Below are 15,643 nucleotides of genomic sequence, written 5' to 3' on the forward strand. Positions count from 1 at the left end.
AACCAGCATAGCACCGGCCTGCGGGTCGGTGCCCGCAGGCCGGGTTCCTGCGGCCGGTCAGCGCTTGACAGGCGGCATCAGCACCCGGTCGACCACCTGCACCACGCCGTTGCTGGCGCCCAGGTCGGCCTGGGTGACCACCGCCTCATCCACGGTGACAAAGTCGCCGGCCCGGGCCAGCACCAAGGGAGCGCCGTTCAGGGTTTTGGCGTTGCCCGGCTGCACGTCCTTGGCCAGTGCCGCCACCGGCAGCACGTGGTAGGCCAGCACGGCCTTGAGCTTGGCCGGGTCGGCCGACAGCTCGGCCAGCGCCTGGGCGGGCAGGGTGTTGAAGGCCTCGTTGCTGGGGGCGAACACGGTGTAGGGGCCGGCGGCGTTCAGGGTGTCGGTCAGGCCGGCTTTGGCGACCAGGCCGTTCAGGGTGCTCAGGCTGGGCTCGGCGGCGATGCGGCCAGCCACCGTCACCGGGGCGGTGGGGGTGGCACAGCCGGCCAGGGTCAGGGCCAGCACCGAGACCAGCAGGGCGCTGCGGCGGGCCAGGGCGAACGGGGTGGTGGGTGTCATGGGGTCTCCTCGGGCAGGTTTTCAACAGATGCGAACAGGTGGGTGAAGGCTAGGGCGGGGCTGTGACAGCGGTGTGACGGTGTTGTGAAACCGGTGGGGCGGGCTGTCTTGGGAATGTCATGTCAATGTCACAAAGCCGACCTACAGTGGCTGCATTCCCTCCAACCTTGAAGGTGCCCGATGACTTTTGTGCTGAAAACCCCCTTGTTTGCCGCCGCCGGTCTGGCTGCCCTGGCTTTTTCTGGTCTGGCCGCTGCGCAGGACGTGACCGGTGCCGGCGCCACCTTCCCGGCGCCGCTGTACGCCAAGTGGGCGGCCGAGTACAACAAGGCCACTGGCGTCAAGATCAACTACCAGTCGGTGGGCTCGGGTGCTGGCATCAAGCAGATCGACTCCAAGACCGTGGCCTTTGGCGCTTCGGACATGCCGCAAAAAGACGATGTGCTGGCGCAAAAAGGCCAGATGCAGTTCCCCACCGTCATCGGCGGCGTGGTGCCGGTGGTCAACATCAAGGGCATTGCCCCGGGCCAGCTCAAGCTCAACGGCCAGGTGCTGGGCGACATCTATCTGGGCAAGATCACCCACTGGAACGACGCCGCCATCAAGGCGCTGAACCCCAGCCTGCCGCTGCCCGACGCGGTGATTTCGCCGGTGCGCCGCGCCGACGGTTCCGGCACCACCTTCATCTTCACCAACTACCTGAGCAAGGTCAACGCCGAGTGGAAGACCAAGGTCGGTGAGGGCACGGCCGTCAACTGGCCAGCCGGTGCCGGTGGCAAGGGCAACGAGGGCGTGGCCGCTTTTGTGGGCCGCCTGCCCAACGCCATCGGCTACGTGGAGTACGCCTACGTCAAGCAAAACAAGATGACCTACGCGCAGATGCAGAACCGCGACGGCGCCTTTGTCAGCCCTGACGACACGGCCTTCAAGGCCGCTGCCGCTGGCGCCGACTGGGCCAAGAGCTTCTACCAGATCCTGACCGACCAGCCCGGCAAGGCCGCCTGGCCGCTGACCGGCGCCACCTTCATCCTGATGCACAAGGTGCAGGACAAGCCGGTGGATGCCACCGCCACGCTGAAGTTCTTTGACTGGGCCTACAAGAACGGTGACAAGATGGCCGACGACCTCGACTACGTGCCCATGCCAGCCAGCGTCAAGGCGGCGATCGAAAAGGCCTGGGGCGAGATCAAGGACGGCGCCGGCAAGCCCGTCGCTTTCAAGTAAGCCCACCCCCGCGCAGGCGGCTCGCCCCGGGTCCACCCCATGTCTTCTACACTTTCGATCAATGAAACAGCGTTGGACCCCGCGCGACGGGGCCAAAACCGGGCCATGACCACCCCTCCTCCTGCGCGCACCCCCAGAACCGGTGCTTTTGTGGACCGGCTTTTCGGTTTCGCCGCCAAGGGCGCGGCCCTGCTGACGCTGGCCTTGCTGATCGGCATCCTGTTGTCGCTGTTGGCGGGCGCCTGGCCGGCCATCAGCGCCTACGGCCTGGGCTTTCTGACCAGCAGCGTCTGGGACCCGGTGCAGAACCAGTACGGCGGGCTGGTGATGATTTACGGTACGCTGGCCTCGTCGCTGATTGCGCTGCTGATCGCGGTGCCGGTGAGTTTTGGCATCGCGCTCTTCCTCACCGAGCTGTCGCCGGCCTGGCTCAAGCGGCCGCTGGGCACCGCCATTGAACTGCTGGCCGCCGTGCCGTCCATCGTCTACGGCATGTGGGGCCTGCTGGTGTTCGGCCCCATCCTGGCCACCTATGTGCAACAGCCGCTGCAGGCGGCGTTCGGCAGCCTGCCCTACCTGGGTGCGCTGGTGTCTGGCCCGCCGGTGGGCATCGGCATCCTGTCGGCCGGCATCATCTTGGCCATCATGATCATTCCCTTCATCGCCGCGGTGATGCGCGACGTGTTTGAAGTCACGCCCACGCTGCTGAAGGAATCGGCCTACGGCCTGGGTTCTACCACCTGGGAGGTGGTCTCCAAGGTGGTGCTGCCCTACACGAAGGCCGGTGTGATGGGCGGCATCATGCTGGGCCTGGGCCGCGCTTTGGGCGAAACCATGGCGGTGACCTTTGTCATCGGCAACTTCAACCAGCTCGACTCGCTGAGCCTGTTCCAGGCTGCCAACAGCATCACCTCGGCGCTGGCCAACGAGTTCGCCGAAGCCGCCGCCGGCCTGCACCAGGCCGCGCTGATGTACTTGGGGCTGGTGCTGTTTTTCATCACCTTTGTGGTGCTGGTGCTGTCCAAGCTGATGCTGGCCCAGCTGCGCAAGGCCGAAGGGAGCAAGGCATGAGCGCCGTCATCGTGGACCCGCAGCGCCTGGCGATGTACGCACGGCGCAAGCGCACCAACCGCATTGCGCTGGTGCTGTCGCTGATGGCCATGTCCTTCGGCCTGTTCTGGCTGTTCTGGATTCTGTGGGAAACCCTGCGCCTGGGCCTGGGTGGCCTGAGCTGGGCCACGCTGACCCAGATGACCCCCGCCCCCAACGATGAAGGCGGCCTGGCCAACGCCATCTACGGCTCTTTCCTGATGGTGTCGCTGGCCACCTTTGTTGGCACCCCCATCGGCGTCATGGCCGGCATCTATTTGGCCGAGTACGACACCACCGGCTGGCTGGCCAATGCCACCCGCTTTGTCAACGACATCCTGCTGTCGGCGCCGTCCATCGTGATCGGCCTGTTTGTCTACGCGGTGGTGGTGTCGCGCTTCAACTCGTTCTCGGGTTGGGCCGGGGTGGTGGCGCTGTCGCTGATCGTCATCCCGGTGGTGATACGCACCACCGAGAACATGTTGCAGCTGGTGCCACCGGGCCTGCGCGAGGCCGCCTACGCCCTGGGCACGCCCAAGTGGAAGGTGATTCTCAGCATCACGCTGCGGGCCGCCCGTGCCGGTGTGGTGACCGGGGTGCTGCTGGCGGTGGCCCGCATCGCCGGCGAAACCGCGCCGCTGCTGTTCACCGCATTGAGCAACCAGTTCTGGACCTCCAAGCTCACCGAGCCCATGGCCAGCCTGCCGGTGACCATCTTCAAGTTTGCGCTCAGCCCCTACGAGAACTGGCAGTCGCTGGCCTGGGCTGGGGTGTTTCTGATCACCGTCGCCGTGCTGGGACTGAACATCCTGGCCCGGGTTTTGACCCGCAGCAAATCCTGATTCAGGCCTGCGCCGAACCCAACCCCTCATTCCCATGGACACCACCATCACCACCCGCACCCTGCCGTCCAAGCTCTCGGTCAAGAACCTGGACTTCTACTACGGCAAGTTCCACGCGCTCAAAGGCATCAACCTGGAAATTCCGGAGAAGAAGGTCACCGCCTTCATCGGCCCGTCGGGCTGTGGCAAGTCCACGCTGCTGCGCATCTTCAACCGCATGTTCGAGCTCTACCCCGAGCAGCGCGCGGTGGGCGAGGTGATGCTGGACGGCGAGAACCTGCTGACCTCCAAGCAGGACGTGGCGCTGCTGCGCGCCAAGGTCGGCATGGTGTTCCAGAAGCCCACACCGTTCCCGATGTCGATTTACGACAACGTGGCCTTTGGCGTGAAGCTGTTCGAAAATCTCAACAGCGCCGACATGGACGACCGGGTGGAGTGGGCGCTGCGCAAGGCCGCGCTGTGGACCGAGGTCAAAGACAAGCTCAGCCAGAGTGGCTCCGGCCTGTCGGGCGGCCAGCAGCAGCGCTTGTGCATCGCGCGCGGCATCGCCATCAAGCCCGAGGTGTTGTTGCTCGACGAGCCCTGCTCGGCGCTGGACCCGATTTCCACCGCCAAGATCGAAGAGCTGATTGCCGAGCTGAAGAACGACTACACCGTGGTCATCGTGACCCACAACATGCAGCAGGCCGCCCGCTGCAGCGACTACACCGCTTACATGTACCTGGGCGATCTGGTGGAGTTCGGTGCCACCGAGCAGATGTTCTTCAAGCCCACCCGCAAGGAAACCGAAGACTACATCACCGGACGCTTCGGCTGAGCCCCCACAGGAACCGACCATGCCCGACAAACACCTCTCCACCCAGTTCGACAGCGAACTCAATGGCGTGTCCGCCCGCGTGATGGAGCTCGGCGGCCTCGTCGAGTCGCAGATCCGCCAGGCGATCTATGCGCTGTCGCAGTTCAGCCTGGAGGCCGCGCAACAGGTTTCCGACGCCGAGCCCCGCGTCAATGCGATGGAGGTCGAGATCGACCGCGAGCTGTCCAGCATCATTGCCCGCCGCCAGCCCACCGCCCGCGACCTGCGGCTGCTGATCGCCATCTCCAAGACCACCGCCAACCTGGAGCGGGTCGGTGACGAGGCCGAGAAGATCGCCCGCATGGTGCGTTCCATCATCCACAGCGGCTCGGCCCGCGCGCTGCCGTCCAGCGACCTGCGGGTGGCGGCCGACCTGGCCTCCGGCCTGCTGCGCAAGGCGCTCGACGCTTTTGCCCGGCTCGACGTGCAGGCGGCGGTGACCATCCTGAAGGACGACGACCTGATCGACAAGGAGTTCGACGGCTTTGTGCGCAAGCTCATCACCTACATGATGGAAGACCCTCGCACCATCTCGCCCAGCCTGGACCTGCTGTTCCTGGCCAAGGCCATCGAACGCATCGGTGACCATGCGAAGAACATCGCCGAGTTCATCATCTACATCGTCAAGGGCGAGGATGTGCGCCATGTCTCGATGGAACGCATCGAGTCGGCGGTGAAATGACAGACATGGCCCCCACGCTTGTCACTCCGTGTGCTGCGCTGCCCCCCGAGGGGGCGCGTTTCGCCTTGGGAGCGGCCCGGCGGCGAAACCACCATGCCCACAACCTATGAAGCACCAGCCTCGCGTCCTGATTGTTGAAGACGAACCCGCCATCGCCGAACTGGTGGCGGTGAATTTGCGCCACAACGGTTTCCAGCCCATCTGGGCCGAAGACGGTGACGCCGCCCAGCGCGAGCTGGACGCGGTGCTGCCCGACGCCATCCTGCTTGACTGGATGCTGCCCGGCCAGAGCGGCGTGTCGCTGGCCCGCAAATGGCGGGCCGACGCCCGCACCAAGGCCGTGCCCATCCTGATGCTCACCGCCCGCGGCGACGAGCCCGACAAGGTGGCCGGCCTGGACGCTGGCGCCGACGACTACATCACCAAGCCCTTTTCCACCCAGGAGCTGCTGGCCCGCATCCGCGCCGTGCTGCGCCGCCGCGCGCCCGAGCAGGTCAACGACAGCGTGACCATTGGCGAGCTGGTGCTGGACGGTGCCACCTACCGGGTCAGCTTCCAGGGCCAGCTGCTCAAGGTCGGCCCGACCGAGTTCAAGCTGCTGCACTATTTGATGAAGCATTCCGAGCGGGTGCACAGCCGGGCCCAGTTGCTCGACAAGGTCTGGGGCGACCATGTGTTCATCGAGGAGCGCACGGTCGACGTGCATGTCAAGCGGCTGCGCGAGGCCTTGGGCGCGGCGGCGGTGATGCTGGAGACCGTGCGTGGCGCCGGTTACCGCGTCACGGCCCAGCCCCAGGTGGCACCGGCCGGCCACCAGGCCTGATCCCTGTGTGGGTTCGTGTTGCCAGCTTCGCCCTCGCCTTGGGCCTGGGCGGGGCGCTGGGTCATTTCCTGGTGCCGCTGTGGTGGGCCGGCATGGCTGGCATGGCCGCCGGCGGCCTGCTGTGGCTGGCGCTGGACGGCTGGCGGGCCATGAAACTGCTGTCTGCCCTGCGGCACGACCGACTGTCCGACATGCACATGCCCAGCGGGCTGTGGGGCGAGGCCGGCAACCGCGCCCGGCGTTTGCTGCGCCAGCGCGACACCGCTGGCCAGGAGGCCCAGGCCAGGCTGCAGGATGTGCTGGCCGCCATCCAGTCATCGCCCAATGGCGTGGTGCTGCTGGACCACCAGGGCCACATCGAATGGTGCAACCAGACGGCGGCCCGCCACTTCGGTTTTGACGCCGAGCGCGACCAGATGCAGCTCATCGGCAACCTGGTGCGCGACCCGGCCTTTGCCGCCTACTGGGCCCGCGCCAACCGGGCGCAGGAGGTGCTGATCCCGGGCCGCGAGCACGCGCCCGGCCGGCCGGTGACGCTGGCGGTGCACCTGCACGCCTACGGCCAGGGCCGCTCCATGCTGCTGTCGCGCGACGTCACCGCGGTGGAGCAGGCCGAGGCCATGCGGCGCGACTTTGTGGCCAATGTGTCGCACGAAATCCGCACCCCGCTGACGGTGCTGGCCGGTTTTGTCGAAACCCTGCAAACCCTGCCATTGGCGGCCGACGAGCAGGCCCGTTACCTGGGTCTGATGGCGGCCCAGTCGCACCGCATGCAGGGCCTGGTGAACGACTTGCTGACCTTGTCTCGCCTGGAGGGCAGCCCGCTGCCCGGTCCCAACGACTGGGCGCCGCTGCGGCCGCTGCTGGTGCAGTGCGAGGCCGACGGCCGGGCGCTGTCGGCCTTGCTGGCCAAGCCACCCCACGCGCTGCTGTTTGACCCCGGGCCCGAGGTGGCCGTGGCCGGCATGCCGACCGAGCTGCTCAGCGCGATGTCCAATTTGTTGAGCAACGCCATCCGCTACACCCCGGCCGGTGGACGCATCACGGTGCGCTGGGCGCTGCTGGCCGACGGCCGTGGCGAGTTCAGCGTGGTGGACAGCGGGCCGGGTATTGCCCCCGAGCACCTGCCCCGGCTGACCGAGCGCTTCTACCGGGTGGACCGCAGCCGCTCGCGCGAAACCGGTGGCACCGGCCTGGGCCTGGCCATCGTCAAGCATGTGGTGCAGCGCCATGGCGGCGAGTTGCGCATCGCCAGCACGCTGGGCCAGGGTTCGACCTTTGCGCTGCTGCTGCCGGCCAGCCGCATAAGAACCCAGGCCTGACGGACCTCAGTCGCCGCTGCGGCGCACCGTGTGCCACAGCAAGGCCACAAAGGCCAGCGCGGTCAAGGCCAGCGCGCCGCTGCTGGTGACCCAGAAGCCCACCGGCGAGGCCCAGGGTGCTTGCCCGGGCCAGCCCCGGTAGACCAGCACATACCCCCCGGTGAGGCCCAGGCCCCACAGCAACAGGCCGTACAGCAGCAACGGCCGCACCGTGACCCGGTAGCAGCGCAGCACAAACACGCACAGCGCCTGCACCGCGTCGGCCAGGTGGTACAGGCCCACCCAGGGCAGCAGCAGCGCGGCCGAGGCCACCACCTCCGGGCTGCGTGCATAGAGGCTGGCCAGTGGGCCGCTGGCCAGGGTCAGCACCGCGGCCAGGCTCAGTGCCAGGCCGGCCATCAGCAGAAAACCGGCCCGCATGGCGGCCCTGGCCTTGGCCGGCTGGCCGGCACCGCGACAGCGGCTGACTTCGGCACTGGTGGCAATGCCCAGCGACAAGGGCACCATGTAAAGCGTGGAGGCCAGGCTGGCGGCAATCTGGTGGCTGGCCGCGGCCACCGCGCCAAGCTTGGCGATGAAGATGGCCATGAAGGTGAACGAGGTCACCTCCACCAGAATGGCCAGACCGCCGGGAACGCCCAGCCGGGCCAGACCACCGAGCAGCGGCCAGTCGGGCCAGGTGGGCCGGCGCCACAGCGTCAAGGGCCGGTACAGCGCGTGGCGGTACAGCAACCCGGCGGCCACCGCCACCATGCCCAGCGTGACCACCAGCGTGGCCCAGGCGCAGCCCACCACGCCGTGTGCCGCCAGGCCGGCGCCACCGAACGCAAACCAGGCCGACAGCGGCACCTTCAGTGCCAGCGCACCCAGCTGCAGCCAGGTCACCAGCAAGGGCTTGCCAAAGGCCTGGTTGAGCGAGCTGTACAGGCGAAACATCAGCGCCGGCCACAGCGACACCGACAGCACCGCCAGGTAGGCCGCGACGTCGCCTTGCAGGGCCACTGGCACATCGGCCAGGTGCAGCAAGGACTGGGGTGTCAGCAACACCGTCGTGCCCAGCAGCGCACACAGCGCCGCCAGCCACAGCGACTGGCGCACCGAGTGGCCCAGCGCCGGCCAGCGTTTGGCCCCGGCCATCTCGGCCCACACCGGCAGCGTGGCCTGCAGCACGCCGATCAGGCCCACAAACACACTGATGTAAATGGCCGAGCCGACCGACAGCGCGGCCAGCGCACCGGCGCTGTGGCGGCCGGCCACCACGGTGTCGGTGATGCCAAAGGCGATCACGGCCAGTTGCCCCAGCAGCACCGAGCCGCCGTGCCGTGCGATGCGGTTCAGGGCCTGCATCAGGGGCCGAGGCGTCGGTACAAAAGCACGTCGTCGCTGCGGTCCGAGGGGCGGCGCAGGACGGCTGCCAGCACCCAGTGCTGCATGTCGACGTCGCGTGGCAAACCCGCCTGGGCGTCGTTGTCGACGATCAGCCAGCCGCAGCGGGCCTCGCGCTGGGCCGGGGTCAGGCGCAGCCTGGCGTGGTAGGAGAGGGCGGCGGTCTGGCCGGCGTCCAGCCCGTAGGCCTCCACACATTGGCCAGCTGGCACCCGGGCCGAGACGTTGCGCGACAACACCATGTAGCTGCGGGCAAAGTCCAAGGGCTTGAGCCACAGCGTCATCACCAGCACCCAGCCCAGCACTGCGCCGCCCGAGGGCAGCACCAGGCTGGTCCAGATGGCCTTGCGGTGCCGGCCTACCCGCCAGGCCACCAGCCAGGCCCAGGCTGCGGTGGCCAGCAGTGCCAGTGCAAAAGCCAGGCCAGAGAAGCTGGGTGTGAAACCGGGCACCAGGCGGGCCAGGTTGGCGGCCGGCTGGGCGGGCACGCCGGTCTGGGTGGAGATCCACACCACCCAAACCACGATGGCGCAGCCGGTGAAGAACAGCAGCGTGAACCAGTCGATCAGTGCGGCCACGGTGCGGCGCAGCGTGGGCAGGGCAAAGGCGGCCAGCGCGGCCATGGCGGGCAGGGCCAGCAGCAGCGAACGGTCACCGGAGTAGGTGGTGAGGGTGGCGCCCACCGGCACCGCGGTGAACCACAGCGGCACCGCCACATGCCGGTCCAACAGCCTGTGGCGCCAGCGCCACAGGGTCCACAACACCAGCGGCCAGGCCGGCCAGGTGAACCACAGCAGCAAACGGCCCAGGCTGCGCCATTCGGTCCAGCGGCCCAGGTTGTCGGGCGGCACCATGCGCCAGCGCCACAGGTCCAGCGTGCTGGCCAGCACCGCCGCCAGCACCGCCAGTGCCAGCAGCCAGGCCGCCCAGCGCCGGGTGTGGGCGGGGTCGTCGGCCAGGCCGGCTTTGAGGCCGATCAGGGCACTGCCCACCCCCAGCAGCACCGCCACCGTGGGCGCGCCGCTCAGGGCCAGGCCCAGCAGGCCCACCGCCACCCCCACCAGCGGCAGGGCGCGCCGGAAGGGCATGGCCGCCACCGAGTAAAAAGCCAGCGCGGCAAAGGCCAGCTGGGCGGCGGCCGGCGAGGTTTCGTGCGACAGCTGGGCCAGGCCCAGGCAGGCGATCAGCGCCAGCAGACTGCCGTCGGCCATGGCCCGGGCATAGTCGGCCGGTCTGGCCTCGCCGCCGAAGGCAAAGGCCACCGGCTGGGCTTGCGGGCCGCGGGCCAGCGAGTAGGTGCCGTACCAGGCGGCGGCCAGGGTCAGGGCCAGCAGCGCCACAAAAGGCACCCGGGCGGCCAGCGAGGGCTCCAGCCAGGGCAGCAGCTGGATGGCCCAGGCCCCCAGCCAGTAGGGCAGCAGGGCGTCAAAGGGCCCGGGCTGGCCCACCAGCAGCGGATGCAGCCAGTCGGTCTGGCCCGCGGCCAGGCTGGCCATGGTGCCGAACGAGGCCATGTCGACGTTTTTCCACGGTTGCCGGCCGATGAAGCCGGGCAGCACATAGGCCAGGCAGACCAGCCACAGGGCCAGGCGGGGCAGGCGGCGCACCGCATTCTGCGCAACGATGGCAGGGGTGGGCTGGTTCACGGCAGGCGGTGCACGGCGGTGCCGTGGGCGTCAGCAGGGCGGCGGGCGAGGGGTCCCGGCGTCGGACTAAAGGGCATGGAAGACCACAAAATGAAAAGGGCAGCACGGCGAACCGTGCTGCCCTTTATACCGAAAAACAGCGCTTATTTTGCAGCCGTCTTGCCGAAGCGGTTGCGGAAACGCTCCACGCGGCCGCCCATGTTGTCCACCGACTTTTGGGTGCCGGTGTAGAACGGGTGCGATTCGCTCGAGGTGTCCAGCTTGTACAGCGGCAGCTCGCGGCCGTCGTCCAGCTTGATCATTTCCTTGGCGTTCACGCAGGAACGGGTGACGAACTTGAAGTTGTTGGACAGGTCCAAGAAACAAACGTCGCGGTAATTGGGGTGAATGCCGTCTTTCATGATCTTCCTTGAGTCAGTTGCGGTAGCCGGGCCAGCCAGTCTGGCCTACTTTCCGCAGGAAAGCCTTCGATTATAGCCAAAATTCCCTGAGCAACTGCATGAAGACGGGACGAGAATCCGCCGCGCCGGGCCGCCCGAAGCAAGGCACGGCCCCCTCGGGGGGCGGGGCGCTGCACGCAGTGAGCGCCCGTGGGGGCTTGTTTCGCTGCCGGGCCGCCCCAAGGCGAAACGCACCCCCTCGGGGGGCAGCGCAGTATGCGAAGCGACAAGCGTGGGGGCCAGTTCAGCCCCCGCGACGCATCATGTCGAAGAAGTCGACATTGGTCTTGGTGGCCTTCATGTTTTTCAGCATCAGCTCCATGGACTCGATCTCGTCCATGTTGTACATGAACTGGCGCAGGATGCGGGTCTTCTGCAGGATCTCGGGCGACAGCAACAGCTCTTCGCGCCGGGTGCCGCTGCGGTTCAGGTTGATGGCTGGGAACACGCGTTTTTCGTAGAGGCGGCGTTCCAGGTGCACTTCGGAATTGCCGGTGCCCTTGAATTCTTCAAAAATCACCTCGTCCATGCGGCTGCCGGTGTCGACCAGCGCGGTGGCGATGATGGTCAGCGAACCGCCTTCTTCGACCTTGCGGGCGGCGCCGAAGAAGCGCTTGGGGCGTTGCAGCGCGTTGGCGTCCACGCCACCGGTCAGCACCTTGCCCGACGAGGGCACCACGTTGTTGTAGGCGCGGGCCAGGCGGGTGATGGAGTCCAGCAGGATCACCACGTCTTTTTTCAACTCGACCAGGCGCTTGGCGCGCTCAATCACCATCTCGGCCACGTGCACGTGGCGGGCGGCGGGCTCGTCAAAGGTCGATGCAATGACTTCGCCGCGCACGGTGCGCTGCATTTCGGTCACTTCTTCCGGCCGCTCGTCCACCAGCAGCACCATCAGGTGCACGTCGGGGTAGTTGGCGGTGATGGCGTGGGCGATGTGCTGCATCATCACCGTCTTGCCGCTCTTGGGCTGGGCCACGATCAAGGCACGCTGGCCACGGCCGATGGGGGCAATGATGTCGATCACGCGGCCGGTGATGTTTTCTTCACCCTTGATGTCGCGCTCCAGCTTCATCTGTTCGCGCGGAAACAGCGGCGTGAGGTTTTCGAACATCACCTTGTGCTTGTTGTCCTCGGGCAGGCCGTCATTGACCTTGTCGAGCTTGGTCAGCGCAAAGTAGCGCTCGCCGTCCTTGGGCGTGCGCACCTCGCCTTCGATCATGTCGCCGGTGTGCAGGTTGAAGCGACGCACCTGGCTGGGGCTGATGTAGATGTCGTCGGTGCTGGCGGTGTAGCTGGTGTCGGGGCTGCGCAGAAAGCCAAAGCCGTCGGGCAGGATTTCGAGCACACCGTCGGCAAACACCTGCTCGCCGGCACGTGCACGCTTCTTGATGATGGCGAACATCAGCTCCTGCTTGCGCATCCGGCCGGTGTTTTCAATCTCAAGCGCCTCGGCCTGCTTGAGGACTTCAGACACGTGCAGTGCCTTGAGTTCGTTTAAGTGCATGGGAATACTCCTTGCGGAGTTCAACGAAAAATTCGGGGGAGGGTGGCCTGCAGGCGTTGGCCGCAGGGCAGGCCGAAGATTCGAACAGGCCGTCTTTTGGGCCAGTTGAATGGAATGATTATGACAGGAAACCGCCTGTGCGCCGCACCGGGCGGCACACAGGGCAAAGCACTCAGGCGAGTTGCTGGTCGATGAAGGCGGTGAGTTGGGTTTTGCTCATGGCGCCGACCTTGGTCGCAGCCAGTTCACCGTTCTTGAAAATCATCAGCGTGGGGATGCCACGGATGCCGAACTTGGCCGGGATGTCGCGGTTTTCGTCCACGTTCATCTTGGCGATCTGCAGCTTGCCCTCGTAGCCGGTGGCCACTTCATCGAGGATGGGGGCAATCATTTTGCAGGGGCCGCACCATTCGGCCCAGTAGTCCACCAGCACCGGTTGGGCGCACTGGAGCACGTCGGCCTCGAAACTGGCGTCGGAAATGTGTTTGATGAGGTCGCTGGCCATGATGCTCCTTTGCACTGGGTGAGATACAGCTAAAGTGGCGGGATTGTGACAGAAACCAACCCCCCCCGCCCTGCGCTGGACGCTATGGCGGGGATAGCCAAAACCCATTCCCCCCTTTGGCTCGACGAGCACCCGGTCACCCAGGCCTGGGTGGCGCCCGACCATGGCTTGATGGCGCGCCTGGCGGCCGCCATGGCCGAACGCCAAGCCCACCCGTCGCGCACCCTGGTGCTGCTGCCCTATGCCCAGGCCGTGCCCGAGGCGCGCCGGCAGTGGCTGCGCCACCAGGCCCAGGACGGCGCGAACGGGCTGGCCTTTCTGCCCCGCTTCGAGACCACCCAGAGCTGGGCCCGCAGCTTGGGTGACGAGCCGCCGTCCCATGACGACCTGTGTTTTGACGCCGGCCGCGACCTGCTCACCGCCCAGTCGCTGCTGGACCGCGCCGGCCTGGCCAGCCAGCGCGACCTGCTTGGGGGCCGGCTCGTCGAGGCCGCCCAGCAACTGGCCGCGGTGGTGGCCGCGGTGGCACCGGGGGCGCGGCCAGCCTGGGCCAATCAGGTGAGGCCTCAGCTGGCCTTGGGCCTGGACCCGTCAACCATGGCGCTCGAACTGGTGGTGGCCCGGCTGGCGCTGGAATGGGCCCTGGCCAGCACCCACCCGACCGACCGCTTGTTCAGCACCGAGACTGCAGCGGCCTGGGACTGTGTGGCCTTTGTGCGGGGCTTTGCCGCCGACCCGCTGGCCCAGGCGCTCGCCGAGCGCTTCTGGCCAAAAGCGGTGACGCTGGCGCTGGCCACCGAGGCCCCATTGCCGAACGATGCGGTGCAACTGCAGCCGGCCAGCGACAGCGAAGACGAGGCTTTGCGCGCCGCCGCCTGCGTGCTGCGCCACCTGCAGGCCGGTCGTGCACCGGTGGCCCTGGTCGCCACCGACCGGGTCCTCACCCGGCGCATCCGGGCCCTGCTGGCCACCCAGGCCGTGGCTTTGCGCGACGAGACCGGCTGGAAACTGTCCACCACCCGTGCCGCCGCCCAGCTGATGGGCGCCTTGCGGGCCTGCGCCTGGCATGCCAGCACCGACGCGGTGCTGGACTGGCTGAAGAACGCCCCCGCCGTGGACCCGGTGGCCTTGCAGGCCCTGGAGCAGGCGCTGCGCCGCTCCGGTGTGCGCGACTGGAGCGCGGTGACGCTGCCGCCCCAGGCACCGGCCGCGGCGGCCGAGCTGCTGGCATGGGCCAGCGCCCAACGCGCACCCTTGCAGGCCAGCCGGCCGCTGCCGGCCTGGCTGGACAGCCTGCAGGCCCTGCTGCAGGGTGCCGGCCAATGGGATGCGCTGGTGACGGACGCCGCCGGCGAGGCGGTGCTGAACGCCTTGCACCTGCCACCGCCCGCCCGCCAGGCGCTGGCCCAGGGCTTGTCGGCCGGCGACCGGCCCGCACGCCGCCTGAGCCTGGCCGATTTCAGCGCCTGGGTCGACACGGTGCTGGAGGCCGCCAGCTACGTGCCGGCGCCGCCCGACCAAGCCCAGGTGGTCATCCTGCCGCTGAGCCAGATGCTGGGCCGGCCTTTCGCCGCCGCGGTGCTGCCGGGCTGCGACGAGGTTCGCCTCAGCCCCTCGCCCGAGCCACCCGGCCCATGGAGCACCGCCCAGCGGCGGGCCCTGGGCCTGCCGTCGCGCGAGGCGCTGGCCGCCGCCCAGCAGGCCGCCTGGCAGCACGCGCTGTGCACCCCCCAGGTCGACCTGCTCTGGCGCGAAAGCGACGACGGTGGCGAACCGGTGCTGCCCAGCCCCTGGGTCCAACGCCTGCTGCTGCAGCGCCAGCAGGCCGGCGAGGGCCTGGTGTGGCGCGCCGACCCACGCGCGCAGCGGGCCATCACGCCCGTACCCAGCCCGCGGCCGCAGCCCGTGGGTGCGGCCCTGCCGGTGAACCCGCTGTCGGCCACCGCCTACGACGACCTGCGGCGCTGCCCCTACCGCTTTTTTGCGCTGCGCCAGCTGCGCCTGCAGCCGGCCGACGAGATCGACCAGGACATCGACAAACGCGATTTCGGCCTCTGGCTGCACGCCGCGCTGGGCCAGTTCCATGAGGCCTTGGTCGCCAGCCCCAGCACCGACCGCGCCGTGCGCCGGGCGATGGCCGATGCCGCAGCCCAGGCCGCCACCACCCAGCTGGCCTTGCCACAGGACGAGTTTTTGCCCTTCAGCGCCGCCTGGCCTGGCCTGCGCGAGGGCTACCTCAACTGGCTGAGCGGCCACGAGGCCAAGGGCCTGCGTTTTGCGGATGCCGAACGCTGGTGCGAGCAGCCGCTGGGCACGCTGCGCCTGGCCGGCCGGCTGGACCGGCTGGACCGCGATGACCAGGGTCGAGCCTGGGTGCTGGACTACAAGACCGAAAGCCAGAGCGTCACCCGCCAGCGCCTGAAGCGGCCGCTGGAAGACACCCAGCTGGCCTTTTACGCCGCGCTGCTGCCCGACGACGCCCTGAGCGCCGCTTATGTGAGCGTGGGTGAACGCGAAGGCACCAAAACCTTTGAGCAGCCCGCCATCGTCGACGTGCGCGACGCGCTGGTGCAGGGCATCGTCGACGACCTGTCCCGCATTGCCGACGGCGTGCCATTGCCCGCGCTGGGCGACGGTACCGACTGTGACCATTGCAAGGCCCGTGGCCTGTGCCGCAAGGATTTCTGGTGAGAAACATCGCCCCCACGCTCGGCCAGTGCCTGTGCCCGCTGCCCCCCGCGGGGGCCGCGTTTGGCC

14 protein-coding genes are annotated in these 15,643 nt (G+C 67.9%); 8 read left to right on the plus strand and 6 right to left on the minus strand.

The window, feature by feature from the left end; all coding sequences use genetic code 11:
* Positions 1-57: 57 nt before the first annotated feature.
* Positions 58-564, minus strand: coding sequence for a fasciclin domain-containing protein (locus AC4BAR_RS03120; protein WP_490626348.1), 507 nt, complete (start codon positions 562-564; stop codon positions 58-60).
* 180 nt (positions 565-744) lie between these two features.
* Here AC4BAR_RS03120 and pstS point away from each other — a divergent pair, with 180 nt between their 5' ends.
* From pstS to phoR, 7 genes are all read left to right on the plus strand, one after another.
* Positions 745-1,788, plus strand: a complete 1,044-nt coding sequence (gene pstS / locus AC4BAR_RS03125) for a phosphate ABC transporter substrate-binding protein PstS (protein WP_490626349.1) — start codon at positions 745-747, stop codon at positions 1,786-1,788.
* 105 nt (positions 1,789-1,893) lie between these two features.
* Entirely contained in the window at positions 1,894-2,859 is a 966-nt protein-coding gene (gene pstC / locus AC4BAR_RS03130) for a phosphate ABC transporter permease subunit PstC (protein ID WP_490626350.1), read from the plus strand.
* The gene (gene pstA / locus AC4BAR_RS03135) at positions 2,856-3,719 is read left to right on the plus strand and encodes a phosphate ABC transporter permease PstA (RefSeq protein WP_490626351.1); all 864 of its coding nucleotides are present in this window, start codon (positions 2,856-2,858) and stop codon (positions 3,717-3,719) included. The genes pstC and pstA overlap by 4 nt, the downstream gene beginning before the upstream one ends.
* A gap of 34 nt (positions 3,720-3,753) precedes the next feature.
* The gene (gene pstB / locus AC4BAR_RS03140; protein ID WP_490626352.1) at positions 3,754-4,536 is read left to right on the plus strand and encodes a phosphate ABC transporter ATP-binding protein PstB; all 783 of its coding nucleotides are present in this window, start codon (positions 3,754-3,756) and stop codon (positions 4,534-4,536) included.
* A 19-nt stretch (positions 4,537-4,555) separates the two neighbouring features.
* Complete coding sequence (phoU, locus tag AC4BAR_RS03145) at positions 4,556-5,257, plus strand: phosphate signaling complex protein PhoU (protein ID WP_490626353.1); 702 nt, start codon at positions 4,556-4,558, stop codon at positions 5,255-5,257.
* 106 nt (positions 5,258-5,363) lie between these two features.
* Positions 5,364-6,080: a phosphate regulon transcriptional regulator PhoB gene (gene phoB / locus AC4BAR_RS03150; protein WP_490626354.1), complete on the plus strand. Its 717-nt coding sequence runs from the start codon at positions 5,364-5,366 to the stop codon at positions 6,078-6,080.
* Positions 6,077-7,402, plus strand: a complete 1,326-nt coding sequence (gene phoR, locus AC4BAR_RS03155; protein ID WP_490627182.1) for a phosphate regulon sensor histidine kinase PhoR — start codon at positions 6,077-6,079, stop codon at positions 7,400-7,402. Before phoB ends, phoR begins: the two co-directional genes overlap by 4 nt.
* A gap of 6 nt (positions 7,403-7,408) precedes the next feature.
* On the opposite strand, the gene AC4BAR_RS03160 is transcribed toward phoR, so the two are convergent.
* The 5 genes from AC4BAR_RS03160 to trxA all read right to left on the minus strand — a co-directional run bounded on the left by AC4BAR_RS03160 (position 7,409) and on the right by trxA (position 12,886).
* Positions 7,409-8,749: an MATE family efflux transporter gene (locus AC4BAR_RS03160; protein ID WP_490626355.1), complete on the minus strand. Its 1,341-nt coding sequence runs from the start codon at positions 8,747-8,749 to the stop codon at positions 7,409-7,411.
* The gene (locus AC4BAR_RS03165; protein WP_490626356.1) at positions 8,749-10,434 is read right to left on the minus strand and encodes a hypothetical protein; all 1,686 of its coding nucleotides are present in this window, start codon (positions 10,432-10,434) and stop codon (positions 8,749-8,751) included. The genes AC4BAR_RS03160 and AC4BAR_RS03165 overlap by 1 nt, the downstream gene beginning before the upstream one ends.
* A 143-nt stretch (positions 10,435-10,577) precedes the next feature.
* Positions 10,578-10,835 carry a type B 50S ribosomal protein L31 gene (locus AC4BAR_RS03170; protein WP_490626357.1) on the minus strand — a complete coding sequence of 86 codons (258 nt, stop codon included), beginning with the start codon at positions 10,833-10,835 and terminating at the stop codon, positions 10,578-10,580.
* Positions 10,836-11,118: 283 nt separating this feature from the next.
* Positions 11,119-12,381, minus strand: coding sequence for a transcription termination factor Rho (gene rho / locus AC4BAR_RS03175; protein WP_490626358.1), 1,263 nt, complete (start codon positions 12,379-12,381; stop codon positions 11,119-11,121).
* 172 nt (positions 12,382-12,553) lie between these two features.
* Positions 12,554-12,886 (minus strand): thioredoxin TrxA, encoded by a 333-nt coding sequence (gene trxA, locus AC4BAR_RS03180; protein ID WP_490626359.1) that lies wholly within the window; start codon positions 12,884-12,886, stop codon positions 12,554-12,556.
* A gap of 84 nt (positions 12,887-12,970) precedes the next feature.
* Here trxA and AC4BAR_RS03185 point away from each other — a divergent pair, with 84 nt between their 5' ends.
* Positions 12,971-15,577, plus strand: a complete 2,607-nt coding sequence (locus AC4BAR_RS03185; RefSeq protein ID WP_490626360.1) for a PD-(D/E)XK nuclease family protein — start codon at positions 12,971-12,973, stop codon at positions 15,575-15,577.
* Positions 15,578-15,643 lie beyond the last annotated feature (66 nt).

This window comes from Rhodoferax sp. SPJ4 (assembly GCF_058216275.1).

What these genes read in the sequence shown, in the direction of transcription:
- AC4BAR_RS03120 (WP_490626348.1), bottom strand. Translation starts at nt 564, where the DNA reads ATGACACCCACCACCCCGTTCGCCCTGGCCCGCCGCAGCGCCCTGCTG.
- pstS (WP_490626349.1), top strand. Translation starts at nt 745, where the DNA reads ATGACTTTTGTGCTGAAAACCCCCTTGTTTGCCGCCGCCGGTCTGGCT.
- pstC (WP_490626350.1), top strand. Translation starts at nt 1,894, where the DNA reads ATGACCACCCCTCCTCCTGCGCGCACCCCCAGAACCGGTGCTTTTGTG.
- pstA (WP_490626351.1), top strand. Translation starts at nt 2,856, where the DNA reads ATGAGCGCCGTCATCGTGGACCCGCAGCGCCTGGCGATGTACGCACGG.
- pstB (WP_490626352.1), top strand. Translation starts at nt 3,754, where the DNA reads ATGGACACCACCATCACCACCCGCACCCTGCCGTCCAAGCTCTCGGTC.
- phoU (WP_490626353.1), top strand. Translation starts at nt 4,556, where the DNA reads ATGCCCGACAAACACCTCTCCACCCAGTTCGACAGCGAACTCAATGGC.
- phoB (WP_490626354.1), top strand. Translation starts at nt 5,364, where the DNA reads ATGAAGCACCAGCCTCGCGTCCTGATTGTTGAAGACGAACCCGCCATC.
- AC4BAR_RS03160 (WP_490626355.1), bottom strand. Translation starts at nt 8,749, where the DNA reads ATGCAGGCCCTGAACCGCATCGCACGGCACGGCGGCTCGGTGCTGCTG.
- AC4BAR_RS03170 (WP_490626357.1), bottom strand. Translation starts at nt 10,835, where the DNA reads ATGAAAGACGGCATTCACCCCAATTACCGCGACGTTTGTTTCTTGGAC.
- rho (WP_490626358.1), bottom strand. Translation starts at nt 12,381, where the DNA reads ATGCACTTAAACGAACTCAAGGCACTGCACGTGTCTGAAGTCCTCAAG.
- trxA (WP_490626359.1), bottom strand. Translation starts at nt 12,886, where the DNA reads ATGGCCAGCGACCTCATCAAACACATTTCCGACGCCAGTTTCGAGGCC.
- AC4BAR_RS03185 (WP_490626360.1), top strand. Translation starts at nt 12,971, where the DNA reads ATGGCGGGGATAGCCAAAACCCATTCCCCCCTTTGGCTCGACGAGCAC.